The organism is Pseudomonas sp. LBUM1648, from assembly GCF_059716145.1.
In genome coordinates, this window is the sequence record NZ_CP166808.1 from 4,754,869 (window position 1) to 4,771,970 (window position 17,102).

Here is a 17,102-nt window from a genome sequence, read left to right on the forward strand (position 1 = left end):
GTTCTTAGCGAAGGGCTTTCCAGGCAGCGACGTAGGCCTTGGCATTGACCGCAACCTGCTCCGGCGTCATGCCCGGTTTGAACAGGCCGGAACCGAGTCCGAAGCCTTTCACACCCGCGTCAATAAACGCCTGCATGTTGTCCGGCGTGATCCCGCCGACCGGCGCCAGCACCGTTCCAGAAGGCAACACCGCCAGCCAGGCTTTGACGACTGCCGGGCCCATCTGCTCGGCCGGGAACAGCTTGAGAATGTCCGCGCCCTCCTCCAGCGCCGCGAACGCTTCAGTCGGTGTGGCCACGCCTGGCGAGAGGAACAAACCCGCCGCTTTTGCTGCACGCAAGACCTTGGCATCGCTGTGCGGCATGACGATCACCTGGCCGCCAGCCTCTTTCACTTGCTCGACCTGCTCCGGGGTCAACACCGTGCCGGCGCCGATCAGGCAATCGGCGGGCAACGTCGTGCGCAGGATGCGGATACTTTCGTACGGCGAAGGGGAATTGAGCGGTACTTCGATGACGCGAAATCCGGCGGCATACAGGACTTCTCCGACAGCGGCAGCTTCCTGCGGATGCAGGCCGCGCAGAATCGCGATCAGACCGTTCTGTGCCAATGCTTGCTTGAGCATGTCAGGCCTCCAGTCAGGGTTAACGGGATGAGGAATCGATCAGTCCGGCGGCCAGCGCCAGTTGCCATAAGCCACGCTCGGTGGCCTGCTCGGCCAGCGTCACCTTGGCGAACCCGCAGGCATCGAGGGCACGGCTATAGCGCGCGCAGAGTTGCGCGTTGCCGATAAGGACGATCGAAGGAAGATGCACGCTGTTGCGTCGATGCCGCTGAACCGTGGCGAGTGCCGCCAGTTCATGGCCAATCATCAGGCCGGACAGGTAATCCGCTTGCGCCGTCGGGCTGAGTTCGCCGGTCAGGCCCAGCGTTCGCGCACTGAATAAAGTCGAGAGCACGCCGAGCTCACCGTCCGCCGACAGCGCAACCTGCACGCCCCGGTCAAACGCCTGACCATCGAACGTCGCGCCTTGCTGTTGAGTACGGCCGAGGATGCTGTGATCACTGAGCACGGCGAACACTTCGCCGGTCATGAAGGTGTCGAAATGCGTGATGCGGCCATCGACCACTTCCACCCATTTCGAATGACTGCCCGGCAGGCCGATCAACACTTCGTTGCCCGCCTCCACCGGAAGATTCTGCAGAACACCGAGGACTTGAGTCTCTTCGCCACGCATCACATTCGGCAGTCGCGAACGCTGAATCACGCCCGGCACGATATGCACCCGCGTGCCGCGAAGACTGACAACTGTTTGTAGGGAGTTTCCGAGATTGGCGACGTTCGCCGGCGTTTCGCAGTAGGCCGCTTCACGCCAGCCCTGCGCGCTGCCGACCATGCCGCAGGCGATCACCGGCAGATCCGGCTGTGCATCGAGCCAGTCGCCACAAGCCTCGTCAAAGGCCAGTTCAAAACCGTCGGCACATTCGCGACCGTTGATGACTCGCGGGGTCTTCGGCAACTGCATGATCCCGGACGACAGCGAACGCTGCTCCAGCACCACACCGCCCGCCGCGAGTTTGTAAGCACGTAATGAGGTCGTCCCCCAATCGAGCGCGATCAATTGCGCCAGCATCGCTTCACCTGTTTTGTTTTTGGCAGTGAGTGCGACGGACTATAGACCTCTCAAACAGTAAATCTCAATATGTAATTTTACATCCCATATTATGGGATTAAATCAGTTCATTTTGGCCACCGCTGAACGACGTCCAGATTCTTGTTAATCAGGACCCTTACCGTTTCGTGCTCGCTGGAACCCACCTCATGTGTGTGGCCTTTGTCGTCAGTTATTCCGGGCTCCTGGCGTCCGTCACCGCGGATGATGGATTACTCGGACGCGGGGGATACCGTTTCACCTTTGACTGAGTCGTCCACCAAGGCAGACAGAATGTCTGCAACAGGAATAAACATCGATTGCGTGTAGTAAGCCTTATAACCTGTGGCCGTGATGACCACCTTGCATGGAATACTTTGCTTACCTACCAATAGTTTTTCCAACTCCTCCCGACTCAAATACGTCGACGATCTTTTCTTTTCTGCCACGTTCTTGACGGCAATCCTTGCCGTGTAAGCAAATCCTGCTTGCCTCAAAGGTTCTTTGTTTTCTTCGATTAACCCCATCGCGGCTTTTGAAATCGTGTGTTCAACAGAGAAATCCGTATCCTCGCCTAACGCACAGATGAAAACCTGGTCATAGCTGTTCGCTTTCTTTTCTCGCCTGAAAAGCTCCAGCAATTCCATATCCGAATAAAAATTCACATCAAAAAAAATGTTTTCCGAACGAGATTGAATCGATTCGAATTCCAACTTCGCCGACCTGATGTCATGGGACTTCGCGCAGGATACGCACAGCAGCGACGCCACGATCAGCAGTGCAAATCTCATGCTCCTTCTCCCAAATAACCAGCGATAGAGTCCGCAGATAAGTCCAAAGCAGATTGCCCGCACTCCAACCGGGTTTCATACAGAACTCTCGCCGAATAGTGGTTGAACCTGACAATCCCCATGACATCCGGACCTGACTCGATATCCCACTTACCCCCCATCCAGGCAACGACGTCGGTCCGATCCATCTCAACAGGCTCGGCTCGAACATTGATCCATTTTTCAGCCTTGGGTGTTGGCTCCGACCAATAAATATCCGAGATCAATGCAACCATCACTCCTTCACCAACGGGGTCCAACGTAACGAGCATTTTAACGATGTAACCTTTGTCGGTCAGAATCTGAGACAAATGCGCGCCGTTCCATCCACCCAGGCTGTGACCAACGATGTACACGTGCGCGGACTTGTGAGGAAGCTTGGAAAACACAAATTCCTCAAGATCGGAATCCCCTTTGACGTCGTTGTAGCCCATGTAATGCCGTTGGAATTTATCGCCGTATTTCGGCCCCAGTCGCCCCTCCAACGCCTCCATGGCCCTTAAGGTGTAGTTACTCGGACCATCGCCATAGTAACTTTCCGAATCACCTGCCCCACCGATGAAAAACGCTACGACTTCTCTCGCAAGCGTCACAGGTTTGGCGGTCTGGTCTTCTTTGGTTGTGAGTTCGTGGCTGGCTACCAGTCTCCCGATGCATCCTTGAACGGCTCCGGCTTGGGCTCCCATCGGTGTTACTCCACGTACAGTTTGATTGTTTCTTTGAGATGCGAGCTAACAGTGTGGGTGTGCCCCGCTGCGTCGGTGACGCCTCGCTCCAGCGTTCCATCCGCCCGCTCGATGACATACGCGATATAGGAAAGCGGTTCGCCGCTGGTTTCATCAACGATCTGCATCCGATCATTAAAATGCACCGGCATCGGCAACAACCCACTAAACGCCGCGCCTCCGCCGCTCTGGCCAATAATCACAGTCCCCGAACCGCCGACCACGACATTGCCGTGCCCGCCGGTGCTATCCAGTGTGGCGGCGTTCAGGCCGTTGATGAACACAGTGCCGGAGACAGCGCCAGTAATCGGACTGCCACACGCCGACTTGTCGGTCATGCGCGCAGCGGCGAGGCCGTCGAAGAAGACGTTCGGCGAGCCGGAGACGATCGGGTTGGTGCCATGGCCAGGCAGTGGGCAGGCGGTCGGGTCGGTGACGCGTGCGGCGGGTTTACCACTCAATTCAAAGCTCCTTGCTTCAGAGGTTCCGGGTGCGGCTGATGGATATCGATGTCGGTCGCGGCGAAGCGCCAGCGGTTGTCGACTGGGTCGAACAGAGCGTGGCAATGCTCACGGCTGTCTGGGGATGCAGCGGTTGGCAGATGTCGCCAGGCTTCATCGACGTACCACGCCAGCTCGGCAGGCGTGGCGTCATCGAGTTCGTTGAGCCAAGCGTTGTAATTGTGCAGGTGAATCAGGTCGTAGGTTGATTGCAGCAACTCGGCCATTTGCGCGCCGAGGTCCAGATGATGTTCGGCAGTCCACTGGCCAATCTCGGAGTAGACGTACCACCCCATCGGCATCAGCGCGCCGTCCTTGAGCAACGAATGCCCGGCCGGGGCAACGAAGCCGCAGCAAATGTGCAGCGTCAGCCAGCCTTGTTGGACGTCGATAAACACTGTGGGATCAAAGCTGCGCAGGGGGATCACGCGATAAGCATCGAGCCCTTCGCTGCGCGCCATCAACTCGGCGTCGAGCCGAGACACAAACGCACGGATGGCTTTGCCGCCCGTGCGACTGACGACGCAGAGGATGTCTACCGGTTGACGCTGGGGGTTGTCGCTGGAGCCCGAGTTTTTCACCAGGCCATACAAACGCATTGACGCCCGTAATCCGCTCATCGCCGGTCACTCATTGACGCAGCGAAGGCTCCACGGGCGTGGAGAAATTTTGCCAGAGGCATTGCAGGTGTCGTCCGTGAGCGCGCAAAAATGGCGCGTAGAATGCCGGACTAGAGGGCTGGCGACAATCGAATTAGCACTAGATCGCCATCATTGTTGTTCAGCCCTCGGCGAACTCGCGCAACACCTTGCCATCCATGCGATACCTCACCCATTCTTCCTGCGGCTGGGCACCGAGGGATTTGTAGAAGTCGATGGCCGGCGTGTTCCATTCCAGGACACTCCACTCGAAGCGTCCGCAGTCGTTGTCGCAGGCGATTTTTGCCAGATGGCGCAGCAGGGTTTTGCCGGCGCCGCCGCCACGTTGCTCGGGGGTGATGTAGAGGTCTTCGAGGTACAGGCAGTTGCTGCCGAGCCAGGTGGAGTAGCTGAAGAAGAACACGGCGAAACCAATGGGCAGGCCGTCGCGCAGGCAGATCAGGCCATGGGCGGTGGCGCCTTCGCCGAACAGGCTGCGCTCGATGTCGGTAACGCTGGCGATAACTTCGTGGCGGGCTTTTTCGAAATCTGCCAGTTCGGTGATGAACGCGAGGATTTGTGGAGCATCGCTGGGGGTCGCCGGGCGGATCTCGATCGTCATGGACGGGCCTTGTTGGAAAATGGAAAGCGCCATACTAAGGCGCCATTGCTTTTGTGGCGAGAGAGCTTGCTCCCTCGCCACAGACACCCACCTCAACTGAAAGAGTGTTTATGTCTGCCAGCGCTTTTACTCCACTGATGACTCTTGCGGAAGATCTGCTACCCCACGCGCTCGAACCCTCAGACGACGGTGCTCACGACCTCGCCCACCTGCAACGGGTCTGGCACAACGTGCGTACGTTGCAGGCCGAGGAAGGCGGGGATCTTGAAGTATTGCTGGCGGCGGTGCTGTTGCACGATTGCGTCGCCATTGAAAAGAACTCGCCGTTGCGCTCGCAAGCCTCGCGCCTGGCAGCGGAAAAAGCCTGGGCAGTGTTGGCCGACCTGAAGTGGCCCGAAGACAAAATCAACACCGTCGCCCACGCCATCGAAGCCCACAGCTTTTCCGCCAACATCACGCCAATCACCCTCGAAGCAAAAATCGTCCAGGATGCCGACCGTCTCGATTCCCTCGGTATGCTCGGCGTCGCCCGCACCTTCTACGTGGCCGGGCGCATGGGATCGGCGTTGTACGACCCACAGGATCCGGAGGCGAGACATCGCGATTACAACGACACACGGTTCTGCCTCGATCACTTCCAGACCAAACTGCTGCACCTCGCCGACGGTTTCCAGACCGCCGCCGGCCAGCGCCTGGCGCAGATTCGTCATCAACGCCTGAAAGGCTTCATGGAGCAGTTCAAGGAAGAGATTGGTATCGCCTGAACGCATTACTCCGGCCCGCAACGATCCTGACTTCACCAAGCTCAGACCTAAGCCTGGCGCCGGGCGTGTTAGATAGATGACGCTCAATGCTCCGGTCAAGGAACGCGTCAATGTCTCAAGCCACACCCAAGGTGTCGGGCAAGCTGTTCGGCCTGTTCTGCCTCGCCAGTTACCTGCTGTCGCTGTCCTACGGTTCGACGTTTCTGCTGTCGTTGTTGATCGGCTCGCGCGGCGGCAATGAACACGACGCCGGCAGCGTGATTTCTGCGGCGATGTTCAGCACGTTTGCGGCAGTGCTGGTGTCCGGGCACCTCTCGGATCTGCTTGGCGCGGCGCGTTCGATTGCGTTGTTCGGTCTGCTGCTGGTGGCGGCCAGCCTGGGCTTTGCGATGACGCCGGGGTTCGGTCATCTGTTGCTGTTTTTCGGTTTGTTGCTGGGGTTGGGCTGGGGGGTGTTTTACACCTTGGGGCCGATCATTGTCGCCAGTCTGGTGACCCCGGCGCAGCGGGCGAAATATTTTGCCTTGCTATCGGGGAGCATGATGACCGGAATCGGCAGCGGCCCGTTGCTCGGAAGGGTGGCCAATGCGCTGGGCTTGCCGGTGACGTCGGCGTTCTATCTGGCGGCACTGGCGAGCCTGATCGGCGTGTTGTTGTTCTGGCGGCTCGGTGCTCGCCTGCAAAGCCCCCAAACCATGTCCTCCGCCAGAATCACTTGGCGAGCGACCACTCAAGTACTCGGTTCCCGCGCGATGTTTCCGATCATCATGGTCGGTCTCGGCGGTTGCGTGTTCGGTGGCCTGTCGAGCTTCCAGACCACTTATGCCGCTACCCGCTCGCTGGATTATTCGCTGTTCTTTCTCGGCTTCATGAGCGCGGCAATCAGCAGCCGGATGCTGATCGCCGGCTTCGTGGTCAAGCGTGATCCACTGCGTGCGTCGTGTCTGCTGTCGGGGCTGATGCTCGGCTCGATTGTGCTGTTTGCGTTCGGCGTACACAGCGGTTTCGCTTATCTGCTGGCGGCGGTGATGCTGGGTGTCGGTTACGGACTTACTTATTCGGTGATCAACGGACTGGCCGCCAACGAAGCACCGAATGGCACGACTTCGCAGGCGTTGCTGCTGTTCAGTCTTTCCTATTTCGTTGGCGTTTTTGGCTTTCCATTATTGGCCGGGAAAATCATCGTTGAACACGGCATGGCGACGCTGCTACTCACGGTGTTGGCGGTCGCGCTGCTGAACTGGTTGATCACCCTCGGCCGATTACTCTGGCGCGGGATCAATGTCAAAACCGCACAGGCGATGTAGACCGTTCGTCGATCATCAGGCACCAATCCAAAACCAGGGCAGACCAACACAAGGTAAGGATTCCAATCACTGGAGAAGCCCTATGATTCCGTCAAGGTTGACCGCTCTTGTCTTCACCGCCCTGCTCTGCCCCGCAGCCTTCGCTGCAACGGCGGCAGGTACCGGCCCTACAGATCCGACCCCTCCGCGAGCCCCCGCCATCAACAGTGCCCCCGGCATGAATACCGATGGCTCGGGTGTTCCGTTGATCAACCAGCCCCCAGCCACCGGCACCGATCCTCGCACGCAAGGCAGTGATCCCGGTCGCCAGGGCGGCATGAACACCCCGGATTCCCCTGCAACGCCAGACAACGCCGGCCCCGGCGTCGGCTCGAAAACCACCACCGGTGGCTCGGGTTCCGAAGGGTCCGGTCAGCAGTAGTTCGCCGACGCGAGCGTCCTATTCACATCCATGAAGAGGTAACCATGAACGTCGATAAAAACCTGGAAAAAGAAGTCCTCACCCGCCTGCTGCACGCTCACCCGAGTGGACTGGGCAAGGAGGTGCTGGACAATTACCGGGGCGAGAAAGTCGTGGCCAGCGCCCTCGCCGCTTTGCAGGAACGTGGACTGATTCACCATGGTCATGTGACCTGCAACGAGGCCGGCGAACATTCATTGCACCTGCCGATCAAGCTCAGTGCCGCCGGGGTTGAAGCGGCGCGCAAACTCGATAGCTGACACCGTCTGACCCTGTAGGAGTCGCCGCAGGCTGCTCCTACAAGGGCCTGTGATTGGCAAAGATGCAATGTGGGAGCTAGCCTGCTAGCGATAGCTATGGATCAGTCACCGCAGGATTCGCGGATTAACGCATCAACCTCAGCACTCCCCGGCGATGTAGCCGGCCCCCACCGCGTCACCGCCAGTGCCGCCGCCGCATTCGCCCGCCGCGCCGCTTCATGGGCTGACAACCCTTGCGCCAACCCCGCGACAAATACTCCCGCATGGGCATCTCCGGCACCATTGCTGTCCACCGCTTTCACGGCAAAACCCGGCACATGCCGACGCTCGCCACGCTGGTGAATCCAGCAACCCTGCGGCCCATCGCGCACCACCATCAGCGCCTGCTTAGGCAGATGCTCGGCCAGACGATCCAGCGCCACGCCAATGTCTTCAGCCCCGGTAAACCGCAACGCCTCGACACTGTTGCTGGTCCACACATCGATGCGCGGCAGCAATGCCTGCATCAACGGTGAATCCGGCGACTCCACCAGCGGCCCCGGATCGAACACCACGTTGATCGTGGCCGGCAACGCCAGCGTCCAGTCGAGCAACGGCTTAGCCTTGCCTTCATGCAACAGGCTGTAACCGCTGACGTAAACATAGTCCCCGGCTTCGGCGGGGACGCTGTTCAAATCCTCGACCGTCACCTCACCTTCAGCGCCGATGTAGGAAATGAAACTGCGCTCGGCCGACGCATCGGTCAACGCCACACACAAACCAGTGTCGCGTTGTGCCGCCGTGCTGATGCCAATGTGAATGCCTTCAGCGTCCATCGCCTGGCGCGCCAGATCACCGAAACGCCCCGTGCCATGGCGACCGAGATAAACCACCGGCAGGCCATTACGCACTGCCGCAGCCATTACGTTGAAGCCGCCGCCGGTCTCGAAACCGGCGGACTGCGCCAGCACGTCGCCGCCGATTTGTGGCAGTTTATCCACGGCCATGACCAGGTCGATGATGACCTGGCCGGTGTGCAACATCTTAGGCATGAGCATTCTCGGTTTGCGCGGCACGGCGATCTTTCGCCCCGCCCAGTACAAAGTAAATGCCACCGGCGACCACGAACGTCACGATCCAGCCGAGGCCGTTGTGGCCCAGCCACGAGTCGGACAGGAAGCCTTTGAACCAGACATTTTCCGCGGTGGTGCCGATGGTGGTGAAGCTGAAACCGAGCACGATAGCAATCGCCCACGCGCCGAACGCACGCCACTCGACGCCGCCGCGATACCAGTAAGCGCTGCTCGGGCTGACGTCGAGCAAGTCTGTCGGGCTGTAGTAGTGACGGTGAATCAAGTCGACCACGAAGATCCCGACCCACGCCGTGATCGGCACCGCCAGCAAGGAAATGAAAGTGATAAACGGGCCGTAAAAGCTGTCGGCGATCAACATGAAGTAGATCGAACCGGCAAAGATCGCAACGATATCGACCACCACCGCGTAGACGCGTTTGACCTTCAGGCCGAGGGTCAGCGTGGTCAAACCGGCGGAGTACACCGAGAGGTTATTCGACAGCAGCAGACCACCGAACGCGGTGATCAGGTATGGCACGGCCATCCAGGTCGGCAGCATGTCGCGGATCGCCACGATCGGGTCAGTCGCCGACGCGAGGTCGTTGTTGCCCACCGAGAGCAGGCCGCCGAGGGTGATCAGCAGCACCAGCGGAATGCCGGCGCCGAACGCCGCCGAGGCCACCAGACGCGCGGCTTTGACGCTGCGATGTTGATAGCGCGACATGTCGGCGCCCGCGTTGGCCCAGCCGATACCGGTGCCGGCGGCCATGGTGCCGATGCCGATGATCATTGCGCTCATCGGCGCAGGTGTAGCGTTGAACACCGCGCTCCAGTCGATGGTCGCGCAGAGGAAGCCGCCGACCAGAATGTTCAACGCGCCGAACACGTAGGTCGCCCACTTCTGGATTACCAGCAACGTGGCATGGCCGAGGCCAGAGACTGACAGGGTCAGCAGGACGAAAATCGCGATGAAGATCAGCGTCAGCACCGGCGCACTTTTCGCTTCAACCGGCGAGCCGAACAGGATCGAGCACAGCGACAACAAGACGAACGCGGCGGTGGTGGTGTTGACGGTTTCCCAGCCCAGCCGCGACATCAGCGAGACCAGCGTCGGGCCGATGTTGCCCCGCACACCGAAGATCGCTCGCGACAGGGTCAGGCTCGGCGCTCGACCTCGACGGCCAGCGATGGAGATGATCCCGACCACCGCAAACGAACCGGCAGCGCCGATGATCGCGACGATGATCGCCTGCCAGATCGCCAAGCCGCGAAACGCAACCAGCGTGGCACCCAGCGGCAGGCCGAGAATGGAAATGTTAGCCGCAAACCAGACCCAGAACAGTTGCAGCGGATGCCCGTTGCACTCGGCTTCCGGGACCGGCTCGATGCCGCGGGTTTCCAGTTGCCCGGCGCTTTGCCCGACGTTTGATGAACTCATGAAAGTGCTCCTGTTGCCTTTTTTGTGTTTATGGGCAATTCAATAACCTGCACATCCCCTGTAGGAGCTGCCGCAGGCTGCGATCTTTTGACCTTGATTTTGTGGCGGGCTGAAGACTGTTGAAGATCAAAAGATCGCAGCCTCCGGCAGCTCCTACACAGGGGGTGCTCAGCGCAGAGTAAGGAGTCCTTGCACCAACGGTTCCAGCTCAAGAGCATTGACGGTTTTCACCGTCTCGATCATCGGCGCAGGCCAACTCTCAAGACCAAGGCAGGCCCCAAGCATTGCCCCGAGTATCGCGGCGATGGTGTCAGTGTCTCCGCCAAGACTGGCAGCCATGCACAACGCTTCAAACGCGCTCATCTCACCGACGGCCACTTGCTGCGCCAGCGCGAACGACACCACCACCGACTCCTGCGACGCCACCGAAGTGCCGATCACGTCGTAGAGCAGATCCGCCAGCAACGCTTTGTCGCTGTCGACGCTGATGCTGCGTGCCCAACTGATGCGCGACGCGATGCGCCCACCGGCCACCCAGTGCCCGTGCGACTCCGCTTGTTGAGCAATCTGCTGACCGAGGTTCAACGCCTCGCCCAGATCCATGCCATTAATGCCGGCGGAAACCACTGCCGCCACCGCCGCCGCGCTGGAAATCCCCAGCGTGGTGTTGTGGGTCACCTGACAGGCCTGCACCACCGCCGCGATAAAGCGCTCGGGATCGGCAACGTCCGCCGCAATCCCCACCGGGGTGATGCGCATCGCCGCGCCGTTGGTGGTGCCGTAGCGTCCGGCCTCTTCCGGCGAATGCCCGGCGAGGATCATTTCAATAGCGCGTTTGGTCGACGGGCCAAGCAAATCCTGCGAGCCCTTGGCCTGCATTTCGGCTTCCCATTCGATCAGCCGTTGCGCAAGGATCGCCGGCTCGATCCGGCCCTTGCCTTCGATCAACAATTCGCCAACCAGAATCGCCTGTTCGGTGTCGTCGGTGATCGAGCCTTTGGGCATGTTTGCAGCGATCGGTTGCAGCGGGCCAGCATCCTGCAGATCGGTGATCTGGCCGAAGCGGGCCTTGATCGTTTCGCGGTTCAGCGATTGCGTCGGCATGCCCAGCGCATCACCGAGGGCCAAGCCATAGAAAGCGCCAAGGGCACGGTTAAGCGTGGTCATTTTGATTCTCCAAATTGCAGGTGCATGCGGAAATGCACCGGGTCGAGCAGGCTTTCGACCTGCTCCATGAAACGGTTCTGCCGGTCGTAAGTGGTACGCAGTGCCTTGAGGAATACGGTGCCGACGGGACGGCCGAGCAGTTCGGCGTCTTCGGCATTCAACGGTTCGGCGCCGATCCACTGATCGCCACGCTCGCCGATGTAGCCGTAGGCGGCCAAGGTGATGGTCAGGGAATTATCGATCAGACCGACTCGCGGCAGGCTTTCCAGGCCGCCGGTGGCCGGCATCAAAGAACGTTCGAGGGACACCAGCGTGCCGTCGCTGGAACGGCGACGGCGGTCGAGGGTGATGAATTGGTCGGTGCCGAAACGCGACAGCAAGTCAGTCCGAGTCACGGCTTCCAGGCGCAACACTTCGGTATTGACCAGCGCCCCGCTGTCGGCCAGCGCCTGCGCCCAGCCGCTGCGCTGGTCGAGCACAACACCGTCAAACGTGACGATGGAGCCGACCCCGCTTTGCGTGGCGATGTATTTGCGCCGCTTCAATTCGGCCAGCGCTTCACGCAAGGTGCCACGGCTGACCTTGAATTCTTGAGCCAACTGATGCTCGCCGGGCAACAGAAAGCCGTCCTCCATGAGGCCGCTTTCGATGCGCCGGACGAGTTCGTCGACCACCCGTTGTTTCTTGTCAAATCGTACCTGTCTAATCATGTACAAAGTGATAACCGAAACGGGGTTGTGTGGGCAAGAGATATTTTTTGGGAGTGATCACCCTCACCCTAGCCCTCTCCCGGAGGGAGAGGGGACTGATTGGGGGATGCTTCAGAGATACGCCGACCTGAGCGTGCTTTAACGAATCCACAATCGACTGGATTCTTCAGGTCAATGTAGAGCGCAAGACACCTCGGTCGGCCCCCTCTCCCTCCGGGAGAGGGCTGGGGTGAGGGGCTTTTGGTCTCAGCGCTGTTTCAGACGGTCAATAACCACAGCCAACAACAAAATCGACCCACGAATCACATACTGATAAAACGTATCGATATTCTTCAGGTTCATCGCATTCTCGATGATCGCCAGAATCAACACCCCGGCAATCACATGCCGAATCATGCCGATCCCGCCGCTCAGCGACACCCCGCCCAACACGCAAGCCGAGATCACCGTCAGCTCAAAACCTTGGCCGATCATCGGCTGCCCGGAAGTCATGCGCGATGCCAGAATCACACCGGCCAACGCACCGATCACGCCATGCACGGCGAAGATGATGATTTTGGTCCGATCAACGTTCACACCCGCCAGCAACGCCGCTTCCTGGTTGCCACCGATGGCCATGGTGTTGCGCCCGTAGGTGGTGTAGTTCAGCAACCAGCCGAAAAACAGGAAGCAGACGATGGTGATCAGGATCGGCACCGGCACGCCGAACAACTGGCCATTGCCGAAGACGAAGAACGATTCCTGCGACACGCCGACCGCTTTGCCGTTGGCAAAAATGTAGGCCAGACCACGGACAATCTGCATGGTCGCCAACGTGGTGATCAACGCATTGACCCGTAACTTGGCAATCACGATGCCGTTGATCAGCCCGACAATCAGCCCCATCGCCAGCGCCGCACTGACGCCGAGGAACACGCTGTTGGTGTCACGCATGACCACCGCCGCGACCACGCCGGCGCAGGCAATCACCGAGCCTACCGACAAGTCGAAGTGCCCGGACGCCAGGCAATACAGCATGGTGCACGCGGCAATCCCGGTGGTGGAAATCGCCAGGCCAAGGCCACGCATGTTCAGCGGCGAGAGAAAGTTGTCGATCAGCAGCGTGCAGGCCACGAAGATGCCGACGGCTGCCAACAGCATGACCCAGTCATCGAGGAAGCGCCGCATATCCAAAGGTTTGCGCTCGGTCGGCAGGGTTTCTTTCTGGGTTGTCATCATAGTCACCTCTCAGTTCGCCACGCCGTCAGCGCGGTGGCGTGGCAAAGCCAGTTGCAGCAGGTTGGATTCATTGGCCTGGTCACGGCTGACTTCGCCGCGCAGGGCGCCTTCGCACAGCACCAGGATGCGGTCGGAAATGCCCATCACTTCCATCAGGTCGCTGGACACCACGATCACCGAAATGCCGTCAGCGGCCAGGTTATGGATGATCTGGTAGATCTCGGCTTTGGCACCGATGTCGATGCCACGGGTCGGTTCGTCGAGCAGCAGGACTTTCATTGGCATCGACAACCAGCGGCCGAGAATGGCCTTCTGCTGATTGCCACCGGAAAGGAATTTGATCTGCTGGCCGGCGTGGGGCGTTTTCACTTTCAGCGCCTTGATCTGCTTCTCGGCGTTGGTCTTTTCCCAGAGTCCGCGCAACAGGCAACCGAGACCGGAGTGCGCGCCACGGGCGCTGATATTGATGTTCTCGGCGACGCTGGCCAGCGGGATGATCCCTTCCTTTTTACGATCCTCCGGGCACAGCAGAATCCCGGCAGCAATCGCATCGCGGGGTGAACGTAACTTCAGCTCGTGGCCACGCAGTTCGAGGCGTCCGGCGGTATTGCGCTCCAGGCCACTGAGCAAACGAAACAGCTCGGTGCGCCCTGCCCCGACCAGTCCGAACAACCCGAGAATCTCGCCTTTGTGCGCCTCGAAACTGATCGGCTCGCGCAGGCCCGGCCCGAGCAAGCCGTCAACTTTCAGCGCCACCGCGCCGCGCGGGCGATTGCGATAATCGTAGATGTCCTGAATGTCGCGTCCGACCATGCAGGTCACCAGTTGATCGTGGGTCAACTGGCTCATGTCCTCGAAAGTACGCACGTAGCGACCGTCCTTGAACACGGTCACCGCGTCGCAAATGCGGAACACTTCTTCCATGCGATGCGAGACGTAGAGCACGACTTTACCCTCGTCACGCAAGCGCCCGATGATCGCCATCAAGCGGTCGATCTCACGGGCCGAAAGGCTGCTGGTCGGCTCGTCGAAGGCGATGACATGGGCGCCGCGCGACAGGGCCTTGGCGATTTCCACCAATTGCCGCTGGCCAAGGGACAAGCGTCCGACCTTGGTCTGCGGATCGATTTCGTCAGCCAGGCCTTTGAGGCAGCTCAGGGCTTGCTGACGTAAAACGCCGCGATTGATCAGGCCGAAACTGGCGGGCAAGTGACCGAGAAACAGGTTCTCTGCCACGGTCATTTCGGGCACCAGATGCAGTTCCTGGTGAATCACCGCCACGCCGCTGCCGATGCTGTCGGCAGTCGATTTAAACGCCATCGTCTGCTCGCCGATCTGCAACTCGCCGCTGCTGGGGATGTAAGCGCCACCGAGGATTTTCAGCAGGGTCGATTTACCGGCGCCGTTCTCGCCCATCAAGGCGTGGACTTGGCCGGGATGGGCGACGAAGCTGATGCCGTCCAGCGCTTTCACGCCGGGAAAGGTTTTGCCGATCCCGTTGAAGCGCAGGCTGCCGCCAGCGTTGTATTGTGTTGTTTGTACTTGCGCGTGCATTTAAGCCACCTCATCGCCGTGTTCATAACGGCCTGATCAAACGGCCCGGTTGCCCGGGCCGGCGTTGCCGTCAGTTCCACAAGCCGATTTTTTCCAGCTCTTGCTTGAAGTTCTCGCGGGTGATCAGGGTGACGTCGTCCATAGCGGTGTACTTCGGTGGCTCTTTGCCGGTGGTGACCCACTCGTACATCATCTCGGCGGTCTTGTAGCCTTCGATGTGCGGGCTCGGCAGCATCGAACCGTAGAAGCCGCTGTTGGGCTTTTTCAGTTCGCCGATGGCGTCGGTGCCGTTGATGCCGATACCGATCACGTTGGCCGCAGCAAACCCGGCGGCTTCGGTGGCGCGCACGCCGCCAAGCACGGTGTTGTCGTTCATGCCGCCGATAATCAGGTTCTTCGCCGCACTCGGCAGTTTCACCAGCGCCGAGTTGGTCGCGTCCATGCTGCCCGGCACGTCGAGGGTTTTCAGGGCGGCGAAGAGGATGTGGTCTTTCGGCATGCCGGCCTCTTCCAGGGCTTTGACCGAGCCGTCGGTGCGCTTCTTGCCGGTGTCGAGTTCGTTGTAGGTGTTGACCACCGCGTAGGTGTCTTTCCATTCCCAATTGCGTTTTTTCGCTTCGGCGGCCATCGCGGCGCCCTGCTTCTGACCGACTTCGAACGCGGCCATGCCGAGGTACGGCACGTCTTCCATGAACTTGCCGTTGGCGTCGACGAAACGATCGTCGACGGCAATCACTTTGAGGTCATTGAGTTTGGCTTTAGCCATGATGGCCGGGCCGAGGGAAACGTCCGGAGGGCAAATCACAAAGCCCTTGGCGCCGTTGGCGGCCAGGCTATCGATGGCCGACAACGTCTTCTCGCCATCCGGCACGGCGATCTTGATCAGTTCAAAACCCTTGTCCTTGGCGGCTTTCTCGGCGAAGGCCCATTCGGTCTGGAACCACGGTTCTTCGGCCTGTTTGACCAGAAAGCCGATTTTCACGGTATCGGCAGCGAGCAGCGCACTGCTCAGGCTGAATGCGCTGACCGCCAGCGCGGTAGTGCACAGGGTACGAATCCCGAAACGACGTTTCATAAGCTGACTCCTTGTTATTTTTTTTGAGCAATATTTGAAAAGCGTTAATGCGTTTGAAGCGTGTTACTGCAAAGCCTGTCGAAAATAGTCATATCGTATGATGATTGGATTTCAAGCGGACTTATCCGCCTGAAACCCGTTCGCTCAGTCGTGGTACATCACCGAGCGACCACCATCAATGGTGATGCATGAAGCGTTGATAAAAGGTGCTTCGTCACTGGCCAGAAATACTGCCGTCATCGCCACTTCCAGCGGCTGGCCAATGCGTTTCGGCGGATGCAGATCGAAGGCGCGCTGACGCTCGGCGTGCGGGTCGGCGAAACCGTTCCAGTAATCAACGTTGAGTTGGGTTTCGATGTAGCCGGGCGCGATGGCATTGACGCGAATGCCCTTGGCCGCGTATTCGATGCCCAGCGCACGGGTCAGACCGAGCAGGCCGTGCTTGGCCACCGGGTACGGGAAGCAGCCGGGAATGATGTGTGAAGAATGGGTCGAGGCGATGTTGATGATGCTGCCGACGCCCTGCTCGATCATCTGCGGCAATACCGCTTTGCAACCGTACCAGGCGCCGTCCAGATCAATGGCGAAACAGCGATGCCAGTCTTCTTCGCTCATCTGCAGCGGATCACGGAACACGTTGACCCCAGCGCAGTTGACCAACACGTCGATGCGCCCATGCCGTTCGACAGCGAGTCTGGCCATGGCGTGGAGATCCTTCTGGCGCGACACATCTGCCTTGAGCGCCTGCACGTCCGCGCCCTGCTCGCGCCAGTGGGCGGCAACCTTCTCGACCTTCTCGACTTGAAGATCGCTGATCAGCAGTTTCGCTTGCTGCGAGGCGAAGGCCGCGACGATGGCTTCACCGATGCCTTGGGCAGCGCCGGTCAGCAGCACGACTTTGTTTTTCAGGCGCTCACCCTTGGGCGGTGCGGGCACCGGCGGCAGGGAAAGAGGTTCAGCCATGAATCAGGACTCCTGTTCGCAAGCGCAAAAAAACCGGGCATCTGACGATGTCCGGTCTGGAAAGCGTTTGAAACAAAACAGGCAGGCGCCGATGACAGCATTGAGCTGTTGCGAGACGCCGACTCCGTTGAGGAGTGCGATAGAAATTCGCTGCATCACTTCACCTG

The 17,102-nt window shown here is 59.6% G+C and carries 19 protein-coding genes; 4 read left to right on the forward strand and 15 right to left on the reverse strand.

What is annotated here, in order from left to right; translation table 11 throughout:
* Positions 1–4 precede the first annotated feature (4 nt).
* The 7 genes from ACA043_RS21470 to ACA043_RS21500 all read right to left on the reverse strand — a co-directional run bounded on the left by ACA043_RS21470 (position 5) and on the right by ACA043_RS21500 (position 4,967).
* A complete protein-coding gene (locus ACA043_RS21470) occupies positions 5–625 on the reverse strand; it encodes a 2-dehydro-3-deoxy-6-phosphogalactonate aldolase (protein WP_497657883.1) in 621 nt (206 codons plus the stop codon).
* Between the two features lie 19 nt (positions 626–644).
* Positions 645–1,634 carry a 2-dehydro-3-deoxygalactonokinase gene (locus ACA043_RS21475; protein WP_497615111.1) on the reverse strand — a complete coding sequence of 330 codons (990 nt, stop codon included), beginning with the start codon at positions 1,632–1,634 and terminating at the stop codon, positions 645–647.
* Positions 1,635–1,885: 251 nt separating this feature from the next.
* Positions 1,886–2,443: a hypothetical protein gene (locus ACA043_RS21480; protein ID WP_401270820.1), complete on the reverse strand. Its 558-nt coding sequence runs from the start codon at positions 2,441–2,443 to the stop codon at positions 1,886–1,888.
* The gene (locus ACA043_RS21485) at positions 2,440–3,168 is read right to left on the reverse strand and encodes an alpha/beta hydrolase (RefSeq protein ID WP_401270822.1); all 729 of its coding nucleotides are present in this window, start codon (positions 3,166–3,168) and stop codon (positions 2,440–2,442) included. The genes ACA043_RS21480 and ACA043_RS21485 overlap by 4 nt, the downstream gene beginning before the upstream one ends.
* A gap of 5 nt (positions 3,169–3,173) precedes the next feature.
* Positions 3,174–3,668 (reverse strand): PAAR domain-containing protein, encoded by a 495-nt coding sequence (locus tag ACA043_RS21490; RefSeq protein ID WP_401270825.1) that lies wholly within the window; start codon positions 3,666–3,668, stop codon positions 3,174–3,176.
* Positions 3,665–4,327, reverse strand: coding sequence for a hypothetical protein (locus ACA043_RS21495; protein ID WP_497657884.1), 663 nt, complete (start codon positions 4,325–4,327; stop codon positions 3,665–3,667). The genes ACA043_RS21490 and ACA043_RS21495 overlap by 4 nt, the downstream gene beginning before the upstream one ends.
* 160 nt (positions 4,328–4,487) lie before the next feature.
* Positions 4,488–4,967, reverse strand: coding sequence for a GNAT family N-acetyltransferase (locus tag ACA043_RS21500; protein WP_064588662.1), 480 nt, complete (start codon positions 4,965–4,967; stop codon positions 4,488–4,490).
* 110 nt (positions 4,968–5,077) lie between these two features.
* Between ACA043_RS21500 and ACA043_RS21505 the strand changes: the two genes are divergently transcribed.
* From ACA043_RS21505 to ACA043_RS21520, 4 genes are all read left to right on the forward strand, one after another.
* On the forward strand, positions 5,078–5,731 hold the full coding sequence (locus ACA043_RS21505; RefSeq protein ID WP_497657885.1) for an HD domain-containing protein: 654 nt from the start codon (positions 5,078–5,080) through the stop codon (positions 5,729–5,731).
* Positions 5,732–5,841: 110 nt separating this feature from the next.
* The gene (locus ACA043_RS21510; RefSeq protein WP_497657886.1) at positions 5,842–7,038 is read left to right on the forward strand and encodes an MFS transporter; all 1,197 of its coding nucleotides are present in this window, start codon (positions 5,842–5,844) and stop codon (positions 7,036–7,038) included.
* Positions 7,039–7,120: 82 nt separating this feature from the next.
* Positions 7,121–7,459, forward strand: coding sequence for a hypothetical protein (locus ACA043_RS21515; RefSeq protein ID WP_187677775.1), 339 nt, complete (start codon positions 7,121–7,123; stop codon positions 7,457–7,459).
* Between the two features lie 44 nt (positions 7,460–7,503).
* The gene (locus ACA043_RS21520) at positions 7,504–7,758 is read left to right on the forward strand and encodes a hypothetical protein (protein ID WP_123453211.1); all 255 of its coding nucleotides are present in this window, start codon (positions 7,504–7,506) and stop codon (positions 7,756–7,758) included.
* A gap of 101 nt (positions 7,759–7,859) precedes the next feature.
* On the opposite strand, the gene ACA043_RS21525 is transcribed toward ACA043_RS21520, so the two are convergent.
* The 8 genes from ACA043_RS21525 to ACA043_RS21560 all read right to left on the reverse strand — a co-directional run bounded on the left by ACA043_RS21525 (position 7,860) and on the right by ACA043_RS21560 (position 16,935).
* Complete coding sequence (locus ACA043_RS21525; protein WP_497657887.1) at positions 7,860–8,789, reverse strand: PfkB family carbohydrate kinase; 930 nt, start codon at positions 8,787–8,789, stop codon at positions 7,860–7,862.
* Positions 8,782–10,248, reverse strand: coding sequence for a purine-cytosine permease family protein (locus ACA043_RS21530; protein ID WP_497657888.1), 1,467 nt, complete (start codon positions 10,246–10,248; stop codon positions 8,782–8,784). Before ACA043_RS21530 ends, ACA043_RS21525 begins: the two co-directional genes overlap by 8 nt.
* Before the next feature lie 168 nt (positions 10,249–10,416).
* Entirely contained in the window at positions 10,417–11,415 is a 999-nt protein-coding gene (locus tag ACA043_RS21535; protein ID WP_497657889.1) for an ADP-ribosylglycohydrolase family protein, read from the reverse strand.
* Positions 11,412–12,125, reverse strand: coding sequence for a GntR family transcriptional regulator (locus ACA043_RS21540; protein WP_497657890.1), 714 nt, complete (start codon positions 12,123–12,125; stop codon positions 11,412–11,414). Before ACA043_RS21540 ends, ACA043_RS21535 begins: the two co-directional genes overlap by 4 nt.
* A gap of 246 nt (positions 12,126–12,371) precedes the next feature.
* A complete protein-coding gene (gene araH / locus ACA043_RS21545; RefSeq protein WP_497657891.1) occupies positions 12,372–13,340 on the reverse strand; it encodes an L-arabinose ABC transporter permease AraH in 969 nt (322 codons plus the stop codon).
* A 12-nt stretch (positions 13,341–13,352) separates the two neighbouring features.
* The gene (araG, locus tag ACA043_RS21550; protein WP_497657892.1) at positions 13,353–14,897 is read right to left on the reverse strand and encodes an L-arabinose ABC transporter ATP-binding protein AraG; all 1,545 of its coding nucleotides are present in this window, start codon (positions 14,895–14,897) and stop codon (positions 13,353–13,355) included.
* Positions 14,898–14,967: 70 nt separating this feature from the next.
* Entirely contained in the window at positions 14,968–15,972 is a 1,005-nt protein-coding gene (locus tag ACA043_RS21555; protein WP_497657893.1) for a substrate-binding domain-containing protein, read from the reverse strand.
* Positions 15,973–16,116: 144 nt separating this feature from the next.
* Complete coding sequence (locus tag ACA043_RS21560; protein WP_497657894.1) at positions 16,117–16,935, reverse strand: SDR family oxidoreductase; 819 nt, start codon at positions 16,933–16,935, stop codon at positions 16,117–16,119.
* Positions 16,936–17,102: the final 167 nt, after the last annotated feature.

What these genes read in the sequence shown, in the direction of transcription:
- ACA043_RS21485 (WP_401270822.1), bottom strand. Translation starts at nt 3,168, where the DNA reads ATGGGAGCCCAAGCCGGAGCCGTTCAAGGATGCATCGGGAGACTGGTA.
- araG (WP_497657892.1), bottom strand. Translation starts at nt 14,897, where the DNA reads ATGCACGCGCAAGTACAAACAACACAATACAACGCTGGCGGCAGCCTG.
- ACA043_RS21535 (WP_497657889.1), bottom strand. Translation starts at nt 11,415, where the DNA reads ATGACCACGCTTAACCGTGCCCTTGGCGCTTTCTATGGCTTGGCCCTC.
- ACA043_RS21495 (WP_497657884.1), bottom strand. Translation starts at nt 4,327, where the DNA reads ATGAGCGGATTACGGGCGTCAATGCGTTTGTATGGCCTGGTGAAAAAC.
- ACA043_RS21480 (WP_401270820.1), bottom strand. Translation starts at nt 2,443, where the DNA reads ATGAGATTTGCACTGCTGATCGTGGCGTCGCTGCTGTGCGTATCCTGC.
- ACA043_RS21510 (WP_497657886.1), top strand. Translation starts at nt 5,842, where the DNA reads ATGTCTCAAGCCACACCCAAGGTGTCGGGCAAGCTGTTCGGCCTGTTC.
- araH (WP_497657891.1), bottom strand. Translation starts at nt 13,340, where the DNA reads ATGACAACCCAGAAAGAAACCCTGCCGACCGAGCGCAAACCTTTGGAT.
- ACA043_RS21470 (WP_497657883.1), bottom strand. Translation starts at nt 625, where the DNA reads ATGCTCAAGCAAGCATTGGCACAGAACGGTCTGATCGCGATTCTGCGC.
- ACA043_RS21560 (WP_497657894.1), bottom strand. Translation starts at nt 16,935, where the DNA reads ATGGCTGAACCTCTTTCCCTGCCGCCGGTGCCCGCACCGCCCAAGGGT.
- ACA043_RS21525 (WP_497657887.1), bottom strand. Translation starts at nt 8,789, where the DNA reads ATGCCTAAGATGTTGCACACCGGCCAGGTCATCATCGACCTGGTCATG.
- ACA043_RS21530 (WP_497657888.1), bottom strand. Translation starts at nt 10,248, where the DNA reads ATGAGTTCATCAAACGTCGGGCAAAGCGCCGGGCAACTGGAAACCCGC.
- ACA043_RS21515 (WP_187677775.1), top strand. Translation starts at nt 7,121, where the DNA reads ATGATTCCGTCAAGGTTGACCGCTCTTGTCTTCACCGCCCTGCTCTGC.
- ACA043_RS21500 (WP_064588662.1), bottom strand. Translation starts at nt 4,967, where the DNA reads ATGACGATCGAGATCCGCCCGGCGACCCCCAGCGATGCTCCACAAATC.
- ACA043_RS21540 (WP_497657890.1), bottom strand. Translation starts at nt 12,125, where the DNA reads ATGATTAGACAGGTACGATTTGACAAGAAACAACGGGTGGTCGACGAA.
- ACA043_RS21520 (WP_123453211.1), top strand. Translation starts at nt 7,504, where the DNA reads ATGAACGTCGATAAAAACCTGGAAAAAGAAGTCCTCACCCGCCTGCTG.
- ACA043_RS21555 (WP_497657893.1), bottom strand. Translation starts at nt 15,972, where the DNA reads ATGAAACGTCGTTTCGGGATTCGTACCCTGTGCACTACCGCGCTGGCG.
- ACA043_RS21505 (WP_497657885.1), top strand. Translation starts at nt 5,078, where the DNA reads ATGTCTGCCAGCGCTTTTACTCCACTGATGACTCTTGCGGAAGATCTG.
- ACA043_RS21475 (WP_497615111.1), bottom strand. Translation starts at nt 1,634, where the DNA reads ATGCTGGCGCAATTGATCGCGCTCGATTGGGGGACGACCTCATTACGT.